A 17,250-nucleotide genomic window follows, 5' to 3' on the forward strand; every position below is an offset into this window, starting at 1 on the left:
AGTATGCGGACGTATCCGGGAAGAGACAAGACGTCTTTGCCCGGAGACCTACCGTCGCGCACGCGACAGACACGAGCCGCGCGAGAGCACGAGCCGCACAAGAGGGAGAACCCGATGTCAGCAGCCGAGGGTCCGCTCGTCGTCGGTGTGGACACGTCCACACAGTCCACCAAGGCCCTGGTCGTCGACGCGTCGACCGGACGGGTGGTGGCGAGCGGACAGGCGCCGCACACCGTCTCCTCCGGTGCGGGCCGCGAGAGTGATCCGCGGCAGTGGTGGGACGCCCTGTGCGAGGCCCTGCGGCAGTGCGGGGACGCGGCCCGCGAGGCCGCCGCGGTGTCGATCGGCGGCCAGCAGCACGGCCTCGTCACCCTCGACGCCCGCGGTGAGCCCGTACGCCCGGCCCTGCTGTGGAACGACGTGCGGTCGGCGCCGCAGGCGAGCCGTCTGGTGGAGGAGCTGGGCGGTCCGAAGGCCTGGGCCGAGCGGACCGGAAGCGTGCCGGGACCTTCGTTCACGGTCACGAAGTGGGCCTGGCTGGCCGAGAACGAGCCCGAGGCGATCCGCGCGACCGCGGCCGTACGGCTGCCGCACGACTACCTCACCGAGCGCCTGACCGGCCAGGGCACGACCGACCGCGGTGACGTCTCCGGCACGGGCTGGTGGGCCTCGGCGACCGAGGCGTACGACGAGGAGACCCTCGCCCATGTGGGGCTCGACCCGGCGCTGCTGCCCCGGGTGGTCCGGCCGGGCGAGGTGGCCGGGACCGTACGGGACTCGCACGACCTGCCGTTCTCCAAGGGCACCCTGGTCGCGCCCGGCACGGGTGACAACGCGGCCGCCGCGCTCGGCCTCGGTCTCAGGCCCGGTACGCCGGTGCTCAGCCTCGGCACGTCCGGAACGGTGTACGCCGTCTCCAAGCGACGCCCCGCCGACCCGACCGGCACGGTGGCGGGCTTCGCCGACGCGCATGGGGACTGGCTGCCGCTGGCCTGCACCCTCAACTGCACGCTGGCCGTCGACAAGGTGGCCGCGCTGCTGGGCCTGGACCGCGAGGCGGTGGAACCGGGTGCGGGGGTGACCCTGCTGCCCTACCTGGACGGCGAGCGCACCCCGGCACTGCCGCACGCCTCGGGCCTGCTGCACGGGCTGCGTCACGACACCACGGCCGGACAGCTCCTCCAGGCCGCGTACGACGGTGCCGTGCACTCGCTGCTCGGCGCGCTCGACCTGGTGCTCGACGAGGAGGCGGACCGTTCCGCGCCGCTGCTGCTCATCGGCGGGGGCGCGCGGGGCACGGCCTGGCAGCAGACCGTGCGTCGGCTGTCGGGGCGCCCGGTACAGGTGCCGGAGGCCAAGGAGCTGGTGGCGCTCGGTGCGGCCGCGCAGGCCGCCGGGCTACTGACCGGCGAGGACCCGGCCGCGGTCGCCCGCCGCTGGGACACCGCCCGTGGGCCCGTACTGGACGCCGTGGAGCGGGACGAGGAGACGCTGGGCCGGATCGCCGGGGTACTCTCCGACGCGGCGCCGCTGCTGGAGCGGGCCCCCGGCCTGCGTTGACGAGACCGGAGGGTGTCTCATGGGAGAGGATGATCATCCCCGGGGCACCCACCGGGCAACTCCGACGAGATCCGAGGGAGGCATGACCGCACCGCTGCACGAGCCCCATCCGAGCCGCCCCCGTCTGCCCGACACCCAGCAGGGCATGCGCCGTCGCAACCTCTCCCGGGTGATGCACACCGTCAACGCCGAAGGACCGCTGTCCCGGGCCGCCGTCGCCTCACGCATCGGTCTGACCCGGGCCGCCGTGTCGACGCTGGTGGACGAGCTGATCCGCTCCGGGCTCCTGGAGGAGCTGGGCCCCGAGCGGCCCGGCCGGGTCGGGCGGCCGGGGTCGGCGCTCGCCCTCAGCGGGCATGGTCCCGCCGGCATCGGTGCGGAGATCGGCGTGGACCATCTCGCGGTCTGTGCCGTGGATCTGCGCGGTGGCATACGCGCGCAGGCCGTGCGCCGCGGCACGAACCGCGGCCGGTCGCCCGAGCCGGTGATCGCCGAGCTGACCTCGCTGGTACGGCAGGTCGTCGCCGAGGCGGGCGGCGAGGGGCTGTGGCCCGCGGGCCTCGCGGTCGCCGTGCCCGGTCTAGTGGCTCGCGACGCGCGGACGGTGGTGCGCGCACCCAACCTTGACTGGCACGACACGGACCTCGGCGCGCTGCTGCCGGACGATCTGCCGGTGACCGTCGACAACGAGGCCAACTTCGGTGGTCTCGCCGAACTCTGGCTCGGCGAGGGCACCCCGCGCGACTTTCTGCATGTCTCCGCGGAGATCGGCATCGGCGGCGCGGCGGTCGTGGACGGGCGACTGCTGCGCGGCACCCGCGGTTTCGCCGGCGAACTGGGGCATGTGCCCGTCCGCCCGGAGGGCCCGCAGTGCGCGTGCGGTGGTCGGGGATGTCTGGAGCAGTACGCCGGTGAGGAGGCCGTGCTGCGGGCGGCCGGGCTGGAGCCGGGCGAGCACCGCGTCGAGTTTCTCGCCGAGCGGGCCGCGGCCGGCGACGAGGACGTACGCCGGGCCCTGCAGGGAGCCGGCACCGCACTCGGTATCGCGCTGACCGGTGCGGTGAATCTGCTGGACCCCGAGACCGTGGTGCTCGGCGGCGCGCTGGCCGCGCTCGCGCCCTGGCTGTTGCCGTCGCTGAAGGCGGAGCTGGCGCGGCGGACAGCCGGGCCCGCCTGCGCCGTGACGGTGTCGCGGCTGGGGTCGCAGGGGCCGCTGCTCGGGGCGGCGCATTCGGTGGTGCGGGGGGTGCTGGACGATCCGGCGGCGGTCGGGGTGCGGGCGTAGCCGGCAGGCTCAGCGGGACGTGACTCACGGATGTGCCCGGCTGCTTACGCGTGTACTTGCCTCCTGTGAGTGACGAAGTTATCCACAACGTCCTGGTTTTCCACTGTTTTCCGAGCGCTTCGGCTGCCCGACCGGCAAGCGCCGTACCGTGATTCACGTCGCGAGGCGCAGCCACACGGCCTCCACCTGCGTCTTTCGTACAGACCTCGCGTTGGAACAGGACCTTGTGCCGAACAGACCCTGTGTTGGAAAGGCGGATTCCCATGGAACGAGCCGGCTCGTCGCCCAGCAGGCGGCGGCTGTTGAAGGGCACCGCCTTCGCCGCGCTCCCCTACACCCTGCTCCCGAGCCCCCGGGCCGACGCCCATCCGGCACCGGTCGACCACCCGAACGCGATATGGGAGCCGGCGAGCCCCGCCAACTACACAGCGGCGGACCGCCCCACCGGCGACCCGGTCGACCTGGTGATCATCCACGTGACCCAGACGACCTACAAGAACACGCTTCCGGTCTTCTGGAACCCTCGAAAACAGGTGTCCGCGCATTACGTCGTGCGGTCCGCCGACGGACGGGTCACCCAGTGCGTCCGGGAGCACGACATCGCCTGGCACGCGGGCGACTGGGACTACAACGCCCGCAGCATCGGCATCGAGCACGAGGGCTGGATCGAGCAGCCCGAGTATTTCACCACCGCCATGTACACGCAGTCGGCCGCGCTCACCGCGGCGATCTGCGACAGGTACGGCATCCCCAAGGACCGCGCCCACATCATCGGCCACTACGAGGTGCCGGGCACCGACCACACCGATCCGGGACCGCACTGGGACTGGGCACGCTACATACGACTGGTCAACGCGGTCTGAGACGAGGAGCGCGACCCGGCGCGCGAGACCCGGCGCGGGAGTGTGGTCGTGCGGCTTGTCGGGCACGCGCCGGGCGGTGACGATGGGTCCAGGCGCAACGTGTTCCCCGGGAGGCCGAGTTGACCGATTCATGGGTGGCTCTGGAGCAGGGGGCAGACCCCGTCGCACGGGTGCGGGAGCTGCGCCGCGCCCATGAGACGTTCACCCAGGCGGGTACGGTGCCGCGACCGGTCCGTTCCGTGGTGGCCGACTCGTGGCGGCGCTCGGCCAGGGCCGGTGTCGGACCGGACGGTACCGCGAGCGTGGAGCTGACGGACGCCGACCTCGGCTCCTATCGCGCGGAGCACCCGCTGGCTCGGGCTATGCCGTTGGTGCGCGAGTTGCTGGGCTCGTTCGCGGCGGACGGCGAGCATCTGCTGGCCGTGTGCGACGCGCAGGGCAGGCTGCTGTGGGTGGAGGGGCATCCGGTGACGAGACGGCGGGCGGACGACATGAACTTCGTGCCGGGCGCACGCTGGGCGGAGTCCGCGGTGGGTACGAACGCTCCGGGTACGGCGGTCGCCGTGGACCGGCCCGTGCAGGTGTTCGCGGCCGAGCACTTCATACGGCGGGTGCAGCCATGGACGTGCGCGGCGGCGCCGGTGCACGATCCGCGCACCGGGCGGGTGCTGGGCGCGGTCGACATCACCGGCGGCGACAGGTTGGCGCACCCGCACAGCCTGGGCTTTGTGCAGGCGGTGGCGCGGGCCGCCGAGTCCCAGCTCGCGCTGCTCGCACCACCCGGCGCCGCCGCCGACGCGCTGGAACTGACCGCGTTGGGCCGGGACGAGGCCCAACTCCTCGTCGGGGGCCGCAAGATCAGGCTCAGCCGTCGCCACAGCGAGATCCTGGTGCTGCTCGCCCACCATCCTGAGGGGCTGACGGGTGACGAGTTGCTGTGCGCGCTGTACGAGGACGAGTCGGTGACGCCGGTGACACTGCGGGCCGAGCTGACCCGGCTGCGCAGACTGCTCGGTCCCGGACTGCTGGGGTCGCGACCGTACCGGCTGACCGTCGCGGTGGAGTCGGATGTGGCGGTAGTCGAGCGGAGGCTGGAGACGGGTTCGGTGACGGCGGCCGCGGCGGCGTACGAGGGTCCACTGTTGCCCGGTTCGCAGGCCCCGGCGGTGGCGCGACTGCGGCACCGGCTCGCCGACGGGCTCCGCACGGCCCTGGTCACCCGTCGCGACCCCGACCTCCTGGCCGACTGGGCGCACGCGCCCTGGGGCGAGGACGACCTGGACGTATGGCGGGCACTCGCGGCCGTACGCCCGACGCCGGCCGTGCGGGCGCGGCTCAACGAACTGGAGGCGGAGTTGGCGGCGCCTCCGGGGTGGGGTCGCCTGTTGCGGCCCTGAAATTCGTCCGGGTGCCTTGCCTGGGCGGACCCGAGACTGATCGGAAGCACGACAATGCCGGACACCGACGTGAACGAGCGGGGGACGCAACCTCCTTGCAACATGCGGGTTTCTAGCCTCCTGGCGAGAGCCGCCCAACGGCGGGCGGCGCTTCTGTGGGAGGCAGGCACCCATGACCCGTTACGCAGCGCCCGGCACCGACGGTGCAGTCGTCTCGTACGAGGCGCGGTACGACCACTTCATCGGTGGGGAGTATGTGCCGCCGGCCCGTGGTCAGTACTTCGAGAACCCGAGTCCGGTGAACGGGCTGCCCTTCACGGAGGTCGCGCGGGGCACGAGCGAGGACGTGGAGCGTGCGCTGGACGCGGCACATGCCGCGGCTCCCGCCTGGGGGCGTACGTCCGTGACGGAGCGTTCGGACATTCTGCGGAAGATCGCCGACCGGATGGAGGCGAATCTGGAGAAGCTGGCGGTCGCGGAGAGCTGGGAGAACGGCAAGCCCGTCCGGGAGACACTGGCGGCCGACATCCCGCTCGCGATCGACCACTTCCGGTACTTCGCGGGGGCGATCCGCGCTCAGGAGGGTTCGCTCGCGGAGCTCGACGACGACACGGTGGCGTACCACTTCCACGAGCCGCTGGGTGTGGTCGCCCAGATCATCCCGTGGAACTTCCCGATCCTCATGGCGACCTGGAAGCTGGCGCCCGCGCTGGCGGCGGGCAACGCGGTCGTGCTCAAGCCGGCCGAGCAGACCCCGACGTCCATCCATGTCTGGCTGAGCCTGGTGGCGGATCTGCTGCCGCCGGGTGTCGTGAACATCGTCAACGGGTTCGGGGTGGAGGCGGGCAAGCCGCTGGCGTCGAGTTCGCGGGTGGCGAAGGTGGCGTTCACCGGCGAGACGACGACCGGGCGCCTGATCATGCAGTACGCCTCGGAGAACATCACGCCGGTGACCCTCGAACTCGGCGGGAAGTCGCCGAACATCTTCTTCGACGACGTCTGGTCGGCGAACGACGACTTCCGCGACAAGGCCCTCGAAGGCTTCACGATGTTCGCGCTCAACCAGGGCGAGGTGTGCACCTGTCCGTCGCGGGCGCTGGTGCAGCGCGGAAACTACGCCGAGTTCATGGAGGCGGCCGTCGCCCGCACCGAGCAGATCAAGACGGGGCACCCGCTCGACACCGACACGATGATCGGCGCACAGGCCTCCAACGACCAGCTGGAGAAGATCCTCTCCTACCTCGACATCGGCCGGCAGGAGGGCGCCAAGCTCCTCACCGGCGGTGAACGCATCGAGCACGACGGCGAGTTGAAGGGCGGCTACTACGTCCAGCCAACCATCTTCGAGGGTGACAACCGCATGCGGATCTTCCAGGAGGAGATATTCGGACCGGTCGTCTCCGTCACACAGTTCAACGACTTCGACGACGCCATCAAGATCGCCAACGACACGCTGTACGGCCTCGGGGCGGGGGTGTGGACGCGGGACGCCAACACCGCCTACCGCGCGGGTCGTGCCATCCAGGCGGGCCGTGTCTGGACGAACTGCTACCACGCCTACCCGGCGCACGCGGCGTTCGGTGGCTACAAGGGGTCGGGCATCGGCCGTGAGACGCACAAGATGATGCTGGACCACTACCAGCAGACGAAGAACCTTCTGGTGTCGTATTCGCCGAAGAAGCTGGGCTTCTTCTAGAGGCACGAAAAAAGGCGCCTGACCTGGGCTTTTGCCCGCCAGGCGCCTTCCTCTCGGCCCGCCAAGAGCAGGGACCGACTTACGTCATAACTCCCAGTTCCTCCCACCGCTGTCCCGCTCCTGACCAGTACTTCCGGACCAGTCACGGACCAAACCCGAACTCACCCTTCAGACTCCGCGCCCTGGCTGACGCGGTCCCACTCCTGCATGGACTGCTCGATGAGGCGGTTGGCCTGTTCTCGGACGCCGTCCAGGAACTTGGCGTAGTGGCGGAAGAGGACCTCAATACTCTGGCCCGCGCGGCGAGCGCACTCGGCGGGGTCCACACCGGAGTACAGCCAGAACGAGATCCCGGCGTGCCGGAGATCGTAGGGCCGCTTGGCCAGCTTGGAGGCGAGTTCTGTACGCGTCAGGACGTACTTCCGTGCCCGCGCCCACGTTGTGCCATACGCAGCCGCGTCCACGTAGTTGCCGGCCTGGTTCCGAAACAGTCGGCCGTCCGGCGCCACGCCGAAGCGTTCGATGTGCGCACGGAGCTTGCATACGAACTGCGGCGGGATAGGCACAGGCCTGGTTGCGGTAGCCGCGCGGCGCTTGAGGGAGTGCACCTCGTGCACCGAGCCGCTGTCCGTCCACTCCTTGCCTGAGGTGACGACGCCACCCGAAAGGTTAAGCATCCCCCATCCGGAGTCGGGCAGATGGCACTGTTCGAACCGGAGATGAATGACCTCCGCAGGCCGCATCGCCGCGTAGTACATGCAGCCGAAGAACGCCTCCAGGTGAGGGCCGCGCCCGCGCTGCTGGGCAACCGCCGTGAGTAGCCGGGCGACCTGGGCTGGATTGGGAACGGCAGCCGGGTCCACCTCCTCGCTGACCACAGGAGCGTTCCACCTGAGCCCGTTGAGGGGGTTCTCCGTGAAGTAACCTCTCTCCACAGCGACATTGAGGACTTCGTTGAACGCAGCCCGCTTGCGCCGTGCCGTCTTGGCAGCAGCCTCCTTGCCGTCCAGCTTGAGGCACAGGGCGTCCAGTGCCCGTCGCAGCACATCGGCTTCCGCGAGAGCGTTGACGGGCAGGGAGTTCCGCTTCATCCAGTCCAGTGCCTGCCGCCATTCCTCGACTGGCTCTTTCTCCCATGCCTTCTTGTTGAATGCCCAGGAGTACAAGGCTCGCCGCAGGACCCGCGGCTCCGGATAGGTCACGCCAGGGCGCACAAGGGCAGGCGTGATGGTGGCGAATGCGTCGGCCAGTGTGCGGCGGGTGTTTCCCGGCGTGCGGCCCCAACGCTGGTCGAGGTATTCGTGCGCAAGGTCGTACCATGTCGTCTGCTGCTTGATAGCTCGCAGTTCGGACGCTGGCAGCCCTGTGTGCTGGTCGAAGGGCTCACCTTCACGCGCTGCTGTCATCAGCTTTGCGCGCCTGCTCTCGGCGAGCCCGACGGTCATGAATGACTCTGATTTTTCGCGCCCATTGACCGTCCACCTGACCATAAACGGCTTGCGCCGATCGAGGCGCTCCCGTATATCCCAGAAGCGGACATTATAACTCATCGCCAAGTGTCAGAATCTCTTTCGCACTTGTCCCACCAGGCATCCAAGTCAGGACGACGACATCTGAGTTCACCATTGGGCAACTTGATCATTCGGGGTGCTTCCCCGCGAGCGCGCATTCGATAGAACGCCGACGGACTCATACGGATCTCCGCGAGAACCTCGGCGAGCTTCAACGCCGGAGGACGAGCCATGCAATATCACCTTCGCATCGAGAAAGGCTTCATGCCGGAAATCCAGGCGCGCATCAAATGCAGAAGAGATCCCCATTTCTGCACGGCCGCCGCCCCGGAGTGGACGACAAGACGCAGCCAGGCATCACGCATCGATACAGCGGTGATTTCCTCACTGCGCACAAGCGAGCGGTCCGGAAGGAGACCTTGCGTAGCGAGCAGCAGTGGCCGTGGGCATGAAAGTGTGTGGTCATTGATGTACCAGCAGCTGGCAACAGCCACCCAACATCTCCTCTCGAATGCGTACGGCTCTGCCAACTGGGTCCGCCACGGCTCCACCGCCAAGCACAGCCGAATGCGAACACCATCAATGCTCTGGAAGATCCCCGGTTTCGGTAACCGGGAATCTTCTGCTATGTATCGCCCTGCACTACGACGGCCTGCTCGTCGCGCCTGATCCGCCTAGGTCACAAGGCCAGGCGGTACGAACGGAGGGCGGGGGGCGCACCATCCGTGACGAGCACGGGCAACCTGTCGCCGGTGAGCCGGTCGAGGTTTCGCGCCCCTACACCCTCAAGCGCCAACAACCCAGGCGCCCCGTGGCGCGTTTGCTGCGCTGCGGTGCGCAGCGAGGTACGTAAGGATCTCTCGGCCACGGCGATAGCCGCGTTACAGCAGATCCTCGCCAATCAATCCTGACGCGCAGACGCAGAGAGGCAGAGCCATGGAAAGGGTGCCAAAGTCCTCCGTCTCCTGGGCAGTCCAGGCGTTCGCGGCCCGAGCGGGACAGGGCGTGTGATGGGGGCGAATCGGAAGGCGGGACTCGACAGGTGGACCTCCTCGGAGCGGGACGCGGTCGTGGGACCCGGCAGCGCGGGACGCGTACTGACACAGCGGCCAGCCCTTTGCAGGCTGGCCTTCAATACCGCGCCCCGTGGCCGACCTTGTGTTTTCCGGGTCGTTGTACGTTGACATGATCCCGGACGGGGTTCCAGTCCCGTGGGCCACTTTCTCGTCTGCCGTGGGCGAATACGGCAGCGCGACTGAGGCAACCCCGCAGGGCATTGGCACTAGTTTGCGAGAAGGACGCTGCCTCCCTGCGCTGCGCGGCAGTCACGGTCGGATCGGCATCTGCCGGAAAAGAGCGGCGAGATGGGTGCGTTCACGGCCCGCCACCGGGCCTGAGCGGGCTCAAGGAGCTTCAAAATCACGACCGTTAGCGATCAGGCTGCAGGAAGACGGAGCGCGCCCCGGAATCCCTGCCCAATTCTTCTACTTGCGTGATGTAGGAGGTGGCGCTCTGGCCGTCCCGAAGAAGCCGTCGAAGTTGGTGTGGAAGACCACGAGAACACCGACAGCGTGTAACTGCGCTGGACGGCGAAGCGCGACAGCGGCTCGGGCCACCTGCCGATCAGCGGCCCAGAACCGCTTCCCGGGCGGCACGCGACCAGATGGCCTGTTGAAGGGCGGTGAAACCCATGCGGTTCCAGTGAAAGAGGACGTGCCGGGACAAGACGCTTCGGAGGCCAAGCCCAAGCCGCCCGTCCCGCGCACTGTCCGCCAGGGCACGCCCGCCGTGCTCCATGCTGGTCACCCAGTTCTGTAACGACGCGAGCGGGCCGTCATTGATTGCAGGGCCGGCGTCGAGCAGGAGTAGTTGCCGCATCGTGTCCGCCATGGCGCTGACCCTGTCGGCGGGAACGTCTTCGGGCAACGGCCGTTTGGCCTCGATCTGCCCCCACACGTCACCTTGCTCGCCCCATTCCAGTCCGGCGGCTCGCAGGAACAGGGTGGTGACGAGCAGAGAGGTGGCCTTCGCGTCGAGGGCTCCGTCGGTTTCGCCGGCGGCGTGCTGGTGGTAGTCGAGTACGCCAATGCTGTCGGTGTGGAACACCCGGTGAGTGATCGTCAGGCTGTCTGGGCCGCCGAAAGCAATGCTCTCCGGTTCGTACAGGTACGGGCGCCAGTCTTTCACCACGCTCCAGGACACCGCGCTGTCGAGGGCTTCGGTTACGTGCGCGATGACGTCCTCGGCCGGTGTGCCAGGGCTGGGGTGAACGCGCAGGCGCCAGCAGGGGTACTTGCGCAGGAACCACCACGCTCCGACGGGTGCACCGCGCAGGGAGGGCAGGAGGTAGGCGCGGAAGGTTTGTTCGGCGGTGGGGTAGTCGGCGAATTCGATGTTCACCTGGTGCCAGCCCTCGGGGCTGGCGTCGAGCGCAGTCCGGCCAGCAGTGCGGTACCGCTCGACCGCGTCAGCGAGCCAGGCGGGGCTCGTCCCCGCTCGGCTCGCTGCGTCCGCGATCGGCATTCCGCCGAGAACGGACCAGATGGCTTCCTCCGCCGGGCTGGTGTCGTGCTCGTGCACTGTGCCGTCCCTTCAGCTCAAGAGCAGGCAGGCATCCCAGTCGGTGACTGGCCCGGCTCCTTGTTCAGCGCTCTGGAACGCCAGGACTGCCCCGGCCTCCCCTTCGAGGAATCCGGTCTCCTCAGGCGGGTCGGCGGCGAGAAAGCGCTGCCTGAGCAGGGGAAGGCGGACGGTGAACGCGTGCGGGGTCTCTGCGTCCTCCGCGAACCGCTGCACCGTGCGCAGGACGCCGCCAACGCCGTGGCACAGGCCGCGGTTGGAGAGCTTGTCAAGCTGGTGCGCGTCGTCCAGGCAGTACAGCAGGGCGCGCTCGGCCATCCGTTTGCGGTCCTCGTCGCCGAGGGCTACGGCGGCAAGCTGCTGTGCGCGGGCAAGGCCCGGCGTGCCGTAGCACCAGGACGGGGTGGCGGGGAGGGCGGGAGCGGGGCCGGTCGCGCTGATCCACCGAGGCCAGCGGGTTCCGCGATGGTCGCTCTGTCGGATCCCGTCGAGCCAGCGGCAGATCCCGGCCATGGCGGTGTCATGGCCGTCCACGGTGATGCCGCGCCGTTTCGCCAGGGCGAGCAGAGCGAGGGGACCGCTGATCCCGTGCGCGAGCCCCGCGTTGGCGTGGCCGCCCTGTGTGATGGTCTTGCTGGCAGGCGAGTGGCCGACCCACCAGCCGGGCAGCTGCTTCCCGTCGGGCCCGGCGATCGGTTGGGTGAGCCGGACCAGGTACTCCAACACGCCGCGCAGTTCGGGGCCGTCCGGCTGTCGGCGCAGCAGGAGGGCACCGAGGCCGGCCAGCCCACGGAACAGGTCGTACTCAGCGAAGGCCGTGTAGCCGCCCTGGTCGATGCGCGCGTGGGCGGCGTCCAGACGACGCCGGGTGTGCGCGGCCACGATGCGGTCAAGGGTGTGCAGGGCTCCGGCATACCGGTCGCTGTCTGTTGCCGCGAGGTGAAGGACGTACGTCATGGCGGGGGCTCCGAGGAACAGGCCGGCCGTGTCTCCGTCGATCAGCGGGCGGACGTCGGCGAGTTGCTGGTGGACGTCGCGCCACGGGGTGAGGCCGCAGTGAGCGCGTTCGATGTGGAGCAGGGCGACACCGAGGGGACCGCGCGCAAGAGACTGCCGTGTGGCAACGGTGGTGTCGGTGATGGGCGGGGCGGTGGTCACCGCTTGGCTCCTTCGGTGCGGATTGTCCAGGACAGGGCGGCAGCGCGGGCGAGACGTCGGCAGGTCGCTTCGGCGTCGGGGGCGATCCCGGCAGCGCGGTTGTGGTGCATGTGCAGCAGGGCCCCAAGGACGGCCGCCGGATCGATGCCGGTTGATTCGAGCACCGTTCGGTAAGCGAGCAGGGCGGCTTGGCGCGTAGCCCACGCCTGCGCAACGGCGTCTCCGCCTTGGATCTCTTGGATCGGGCAGTGGTGCTGAGCGCTGGTGAGGTCTACGGCGAGGGCTTGTACGTCTCGGGGCAGGGCGGTAGCGCCGTCGCTCTGGGGGAAGTTCGCCGTTAGCCACGCCCGGCCGGCCACCGGTGTTCCGAGAAAGGCGGTGGCGATGTCGACGAAGCTCGCGGCGGTGACTGCCTGCCGGTGGCTGTCGGAGAGAGGCAAGGCGATCTGTGTCAGGGCGGCGTCGGAGTCGGCGGCGAAGAACCGTTCAGCAGCCTCCAGGGCGGCCCCGCTGCCGTAGCGCCCGGTCTCCGGCTCGTCGGTGTCCCACCGCACCCGCTGAAGCAGCCCCTCGGCCCGCAGCTCAGCCGCCCAGATCGCAACACGCTGGGCAGTGTTCCCGAACGCATCCGGGGACGGCAGCCGCAACCGCAGGCGCACGTGGCTGTCGGGGTCCGCGTAGCGGATGAACCACCACTCCAGCGGTTCGACTTCCCCCAGCAGTAGCGGCACGTGCGCGGTAAGCAGTTCGGGTACCCGTGCCGCGTTGCCGTACAGCTTCAGGTACGCCCATGGGGAGGCGCCCGGCAGCCGGCAAGAGTCCCGGCCCACGACGACCGCTGTCCGGCGGACGGCGGCCGGGGCGGGCGGCTGGTCGGAGACGAAGGGCACGGTGACCTCATGCGCGCGGCCCAGCCAGCCGAACGCGTCCTCCGGCGGTGCCTCGCGCAACGTCACGGTTGGGCGGCGGTCCAGTTCAGTTCGTAGGAGCTGCTGCTGGGCCAGGACGTCTAGGTCCAGGCGTAGCCGCTGGTCGTCGTTGCCGACGTACACCGTGCGGGGCACACTGCGGCGGGCGCGCCAGTCAGACAAGGCGGATGCCCAGTTGCCGCCGTCGACGAGGTCGGCCGCGCGGAGCCGCCAGGAAGCAGGGGACAGGATGGTACGGCCGACGCGTACCTCGGGCAGGAACGGAAGCCGGGCCGCCGCGCCCCACGCGAACGGGATCAGGGTGGCCGTGTGCGAGCGGTGCAGCTCGGAGACGAAGCGAGCCAGAGGATGGGTGGCGTTGGTCAACTCCACGGCGTTCATGACCATCGGCTCGATCACCTGGCCGGTGGACAGCGACACCAGGTAGAGGCGCCGTGCGTCGGCGACAACACCGAGGTGGTCCACGTCGAGCGTGGCGTCCGGGTTGTACTCGCCCACGGAGAGCACGTTCGGCATGAGGGCGGGGGCGCGGCCGACGTTGCGGGTACGCACGCGCAGCGGAGGACTGGACACCTGCCCCAGGTCGGCACCGGCGGTGAGCGTCGGCAGTCCGGAGTACGCGGCGGCCATACGGTCGAAGTCGGCTGCCTCCAGCATCCTCAGGAAACGTCCCGTGGTGATACCTACGCTCAGGGACAGTCCTTTGATGCCCAGCGCGAACCCGCCGTCTTCCACATCGTTCAGGGAACGCGCGAACACCGTGAAGGACAGTGCGACGTGCGCGGGCACCTGGGTAGGCCGGCCGAGGGCCAAGGCCTCGATGTCTGCTTCCGTGAGGTCGACCGTGCGCTGATCGTTCAGGGCAGCGTCCTGGGCGAGGGTGAGGAGATGCTCGTCTCGAAGGGTCGTGGCCAGCACCGGCCGCTTGAGGACCGTGCCGCGGTAGCCGGCGGGAAAACCGAGGCCGGTGTCCGGGTCAGTGAGGTCACGCAGGGGCACGATGGTGCCCATGCTGTAGCGCTCCAGAAACCGCGTGCGGTAGTCCTGCCAGGCCGCTGGGCCGTTCGGGAACGGCGTCAGCCGGGTGATGACCTGTAGGGCATGCTCCGCCTCGCGGGTCACGGTGTCGGGCAGAACGATGTCGCAGTCCGGGCGGAGATTGACCACCAGGCTGCGGTCGGTGACGCCGGTGAGCGCGTTCATCTTCGCCGTGGCTTTGGCGCGGAGCGTGCGCTGGGCTCGCTGTGGGGCCTCGTCGTGGCGGGTGAGCAGCATGCGGACCTGACGCAGTTCATCGGCTTTGGCAGGCGCGACGCTGGTCGTGTCGAGTTGCTCGACCAAGTGCCCGAGTGCGTCACCGCACGTCATGGGTGCGTGGAGGCTGGTCAGGAGCACGCGGTGCTCGACGAGGCTGTGCAGCATGGCGTGGATCTGCTCGTCCGGGGTGTCGGGGTAGTCGCTGCGGAGCTTGGCGGCGAGAGTGCTGACGGTGAGCGGTGTGCGGGCCATGGCTAGGACGGTCTCCACGGCGGGAGTGCGACGCAGCGTGGTTTCGGTGGGGCCTTCGGCGCCCGGCTGGAATAGGAGGGCAATTCGCGAACCGCGCACGATGCACCTGGAATTGGCGACGACGAATACGTTCCGCAGCACGTCCGGGTCACGTTCCAGTGTGGTGATGACGTCGTTCAGCCACTCAGCGTCGGCGTGGCCGAAGGCACGGTGCTCGGTGCCCCAGTCCACGCGACTGGCAGCGCCGATGCGGATGGGGGCCGGCCCGGCGAACAGCCCGAACGGGGTGGCCCGGTACTGCATACGCAGCACGTAGCGGGCCAGGGACATGGCAGTGCGCCGTACGGCCCGCGAGCGCTGGCACTGTCCGGCCGCCACTTCACGGATGGAGTCGGCGAGGCGGGGGGCGGCGAATTCGATCGCGGCGGCCCTGATGTCGTCGACCCACACCTGGGCGATCCATTCCCGCCACAGATCAGTGTCTGCTGACTCCTCACCGACCGGTGTTGGCCACGGAGGCATCGGCGCTGCCATGGGAAACACCGACGCCCTGATCATGCCCGCGTCAACAGCGTGATACATGGCGGTACCCCCTTCGATCTCGCGGTGGGGGCCAGGCCGGTAAGGAACGGCCCGGCCCCCAACGTCTGTTGTTACTCGCAGGTGCTGTTGGAGCAGGCGGACTCACAGGTCTGGCCGCAGCCGTCGCCGGTGTCGTTCAGCAGCGCGCCGATGACCGGCACGGACGCGACGGTCTCGATGCTGAGGTCGAAGTCCGACCCTCCGTGCATTACGAAGTCCGTGCCGGACTTCAGGGTCGTGCCGGTGCTCCTCGGTGCCATCTCGTTCTCCTCTACAGAGGTGGGTGGTTGTGCTCTTACCGGCCTGGTCGCGACGCCGACGGCGTTACGACCAGGAGATCGTGATCCGGGTGTGCCAGCGGTCGATGACCCGGCCGACGGGGAGTTGCTCGTCCGGCGTCCCGGCCGGGTGAACCTCGATGTGCGCACGCTGCCGGCGGTGTTCGCCGTTCCAGACCTGGAACTCCTCGACCAGGCGCTCGGCGACCTCCTTGCCCTGCGGCCCGTGGCCGGCGGCGCCCAGCTCGAAACGGTCGGGGTCCTCGGTGGCGCGCACCGTTCGGTAGGCGAAGCTGTCGCCGTCCACCAGGGTCGGCACACCGAGCGGCGTCCTGGCGGCGACGAGGCCGCGTTGCCGGGCGGCAGGTGTCGCTGTCATGAGCGGCAGGTTGTCCAACACGCTCGCCAGCCACAGGTCCAGGTGCTCCTTGGACTCGTCACCCGCGAGGGTCACCCCCGACCACTCCTCGGCACGAGGCGAGCGCAGTGCGGCCCGCAGAGCCTCGACATCAGGCTCGGGGTGATCGTCCAGGCGAAGGGCGATCTCCTCGCCCTCGACGTCGTGGAGGACAGCCAGACGCATGCGGTTCTCACCGACACCCTGCATCGGCACGAACCCGCACAGCTCCACCCCGTCGCTGACCAGGTGCCGGCCGTCGCGGACGAACGCGACGGTGCGGGTCATGCCGCGCATCCGCAGCGGGACGACCAGCCGGCCGCCCTCGGCAAGCTGGTGAAGCCAGGCGGGCGGCATGTCGGCGGCCTGCACGGTGATGACGATGCGGTCGTACGGCTGGTGATCCGGCACGCCATATTCGCCGTCGGCGGTGATCACACTGACGTTGCTGTAACCGGTCACCCTCAAGAAATCCTTGGCGCGCCGGGTGATATCGGGGTCGATGTCGAGGGTGACGACGTGGCCCCCGTCACCGACCAACTCTGCGAGGTAGGCGGCGTTGACGCCGCCGGAGCCGATCTCCAGGACATTCATCCCCGGCTGAATGTCAGCCTGCTCGACCTGCATGGCCTGGATGCGCGGCGCGGACACGGAGCTGACCTGCGTGCCAGTGGCATCAGTCTTGGTGATCGTGGCGGTCTCGGGCTCATAAACCTTGGCCATGTCCTCGTCAGGCGTGGCGAGGTGGCGGGGAACCGAACGGAAGGCTGCCACGACGCGGGGACTGCGCGCGGCACCGAGTTCGATGAGCCGCTTCACCATCCTGTCGCGCAACTCCTGCTCAGAGGCGGGGCTCTTGTCGCTGTTCTCAGTCATGCCGGGGACGTTTGCCACGAGCGGTCTCCTTCTCGGCGCCCGCGCGCCGAGGCGGTCGGGAGCTGATATTGGGGTCTGGCGACGAGGGTCTGGACACGTCGGTTGCCTCCGGAAGGCGGTGATCTGTCGCGTGGTGCTTCCCTCCGTAAGATGGCGGCGAGCTGCCGCCCATGAAGTAGGTGAGTGCCTGCGCCTTGAGTCGGTTGAGGCAGTCCTCGCACGTCATGAACGGCGCGTGCTGGCCGTCCCACTGCACCGGGCCGAGCCAGATCACCGGCAGGTCGGTACGCGTGCACCCGAGCCAGCAGTCGCCTGTGACCCATCGGGAGCTCAGACATGTGGTCATGTCGCATCTCCCCTCCCTGGAGACCGCAACTGAGCAGCACTGGAGGCGGCCGCGAACACAAGGACACCCGTGATCGAGTCGAGCAGTCGGCGCGCGGGAGTGCTCTGAGACGCGTCCAGGAACGAGGACAAAGGGCAGTGTCTCGCCATGTTCCCTCTCGTCAACATCTAGGTAGGCCCCAGCCACCCCGGAACGAGCGGCCGATGGGCCAAGCTCACTCTTCAGCCGGAGAGCGCCGGAAGGAGGTGCAATGCCGCCCCGGCTCCGGGCTCGCCGGTCATCC

13 protein-coding genes are annotated in these 17,250 nt (G+C 69.1%); 5 read left to right on the plus strand and 8 right to left on the minus strand.

Annotated elements, in window-relative coordinates:
• Positions 1-114 precede the first annotated feature (114 nt).
• The 5 genes from xylB (at position 115) to exaC (ending at position 6,801) form a co-directional block, all read left to right on the plus strand.
• Positions 115-1,560 carry a xylulokinase gene (gene xylB / locus SGFS_RS09685; RefSeq protein WP_286249395.1) on the plus strand — a complete coding sequence of 482 codons (1,446 nt, stop codon included), beginning with the start codon at positions 115-117 and terminating at the stop codon, positions 1,558-1,560.
• Between the two features lie 82 nt (positions 1,561-1,642).
• On the plus strand, positions 1,643-2,845 hold the full coding sequence (locus SGFS_RS09690; RefSeq protein ID WP_286249396.1) for an ROK family transcriptional regulator: 1,203 nt from the start codon (positions 1,643-1,645) through the stop codon (positions 2,843-2,845).
• A 263-nt stretch (positions 2,846-3,108) separates the two neighbouring features.
• Complete coding sequence (locus tag SGFS_RS09695) at positions 3,109-3,708, plus strand: N-acetylmuramoyl-L-alanine amidase (RefSeq protein WP_286249397.1); 600 nt, start codon at positions 3,109-3,111, stop codon at positions 3,706-3,708.
• Positions 3,709-3,827: 119 nt separating this feature from the next.
• Positions 3,828-5,105: a GAF domain-containing protein gene (locus tag SGFS_RS09700; protein ID WP_286249398.1), complete on the plus strand. Its 1,278-nt coding sequence runs from the start codon at positions 3,828-3,830 to the stop codon at positions 5,103-5,105.
• A gap of 172 nt (positions 5,106-5,277) precedes the next feature.
• On the plus strand, positions 5,278-6,801 hold the full coding sequence (gene exaC / locus SGFS_RS09705; RefSeq protein ID WP_286249399.1) for an acetaldehyde dehydrogenase ExaC: 1,524 nt from the start codon (positions 5,278-5,280) through the stop codon (positions 6,799-6,801).
• A 161-nt stretch (positions 6,802-6,962) separates the two neighbouring features.
• Here the strand turns inward: exaC and SGFS_RS09710 are convergent, their stop codons facing one another.
• The 8 genes from SGFS_RS09710 to fxlM all read right to left on the minus strand — a co-directional run bounded on the left by SGFS_RS09710 (position 6,963) and on the right by fxlM (position 16,621).
• Complete coding sequence (locus tag SGFS_RS09710) at positions 6,963-8,351, minus strand: tyrosine-type recombinase/integrase (RefSeq protein WP_286259865.1); 1,389 nt, start codon at positions 8,349-8,351, stop codon at positions 6,963-6,965.
• On the minus strand, positions 8,348-8,545 hold the full coding sequence (locus SGFS_RS09715) for a helix-turn-helix transcriptional regulator (protein WP_078852369.1): 198 nt from the start codon (positions 8,543-8,545) through the stop codon (positions 8,348-8,350). Before SGFS_RS09715 ends, SGFS_RS09710 begins: the two co-directional genes overlap by 4 nt.
• Before the next feature lie 6 nt (positions 8,546-8,551).
• On the minus strand, positions 8,552-8,806 hold the full coding sequence (locus SGFS_RS09720) for a hypothetical protein (protein WP_286249400.1): 255 nt from the start codon (positions 8,804-8,806) through the stop codon (positions 8,552-8,554).
• A 1,129-nt stretch (positions 8,807-9,935) separates the two neighbouring features.
• Positions 9,936-10,892, minus strand: a complete 957-nt coding sequence (locus SGFS_RS09725) for a thiopeptide-type bacteriocin biosynthesis protein (RefSeq protein WP_286249401.1) — start codon at positions 10,890-10,892, stop codon at positions 9,936-9,938.
• A gap of 12 nt (positions 10,893-10,904) precedes the next feature.
• Positions 10,905-12,050, minus strand: a complete 1,146-nt coding sequence (locus tag SGFS_RS09730; RefSeq protein ID WP_286249402.1) for a lanthionine synthetase C family protein — start codon at positions 12,048-12,050, stop codon at positions 10,905-10,907.
• Positions 12,047-15,070, minus strand: coding sequence for a lantibiotic dehydratase (locus SGFS_RS09735; RefSeq protein WP_286249403.1), 3,024 nt, complete (start codon positions 15,068-15,070; stop codon positions 12,047-12,049). The genes SGFS_RS09730 and SGFS_RS09735 overlap by 4 nt, the downstream gene beginning before the upstream one ends.
• Before the next feature lie 71 nt (positions 15,071-15,141).
• A complete protein-coding gene (locus tag SGFS_RS09740; RefSeq protein WP_286249404.1) occupies positions 15,142-15,330 on the minus strand; it encodes an FxLD family lanthipeptide in 189 nt (62 codons plus the stop codon).
• A 64-nt stretch (positions 15,331-15,394) separates the two neighbouring features.
• Positions 15,395-16,621 (minus strand): methyltransferase, FxLD system, encoded by a 1,227-nt coding sequence (gene fxlM / locus SGFS_RS09745; RefSeq protein WP_286249405.1) that lies wholly within the window; start codon positions 16,619-16,621, stop codon positions 15,395-15,397.
• Positions 16,622-17,250: the final 629 nt, after the last annotated feature.

Origin of the sequence: Streptomyces graminofaciens (genome assembly GCF_030294945.1) — a bacterium.
GTDB classification, from domain to species: Bacteria; Actinomycetota; Actinomycetes; order Streptomycetales; family Streptomycetaceae; genus Streptomyces; species Streptomyces graminofaciens.

Coding starts and splice junctions, on each gene's coding strand:
- SGFS_RS09735 (WP_286249403.1), bottom strand. CDS start 15,070: ATGTATCACGCTGTTGACGCGGGCATGATCAGGGCGTCGGTGTTTCCC.
- SGFS_RS09710 (WP_286259865.1), bottom strand. CDS start 8,351: ATGAGTTATAATGTCCGCTTCTGGGATATACGGGAGCGCCTCGATCGG.
- SGFS_RS09715 (WP_078852369.1), bottom strand. CDS start 8,545: ATGGCTCGTCCTCCGGCGTTGAAGCTCGCCGAGGTTCTCGCGGAGATC.
- exaC (WP_286249399.1), top strand. CDS start 5,278: ATGACCCGTTACGCAGCGCCCGGCACCGACGGTGCAGTCGTCTCGTAC.
- SGFS_RS09695 (WP_286249397.1), top strand. CDS start 3,109: ATGGAACGAGCCGGCTCGTCGCCCAGCAGGCGGCGGCTGTTGAAGGGC.
- SGFS_RS09690 (WP_286249396.1), top strand. CDS start 1,643: ATGACCGCACCGCTGCACGAGCCCCATCCGAGCCGCCCCCGTCTGCCC.
- xylB (WP_286249395.1), top strand. CDS start 115: ATGTCAGCAGCCGAGGGTCCGCTCGTCGTCGGTGTGGACACGTCCACA.
- SGFS_RS09740 (WP_286249404.1), bottom strand. CDS start 15,330: ATGGCACCGAGGAGCACCGGCACGACCCTGAAGTCCGGCACGGACTTC.
- fxlM (WP_286249405.1), bottom strand. CDS start 16,621: ATGACTGAGAACAGCGACAAGAGCCCCGCCTCTGAGCAGGAGTTGCGC.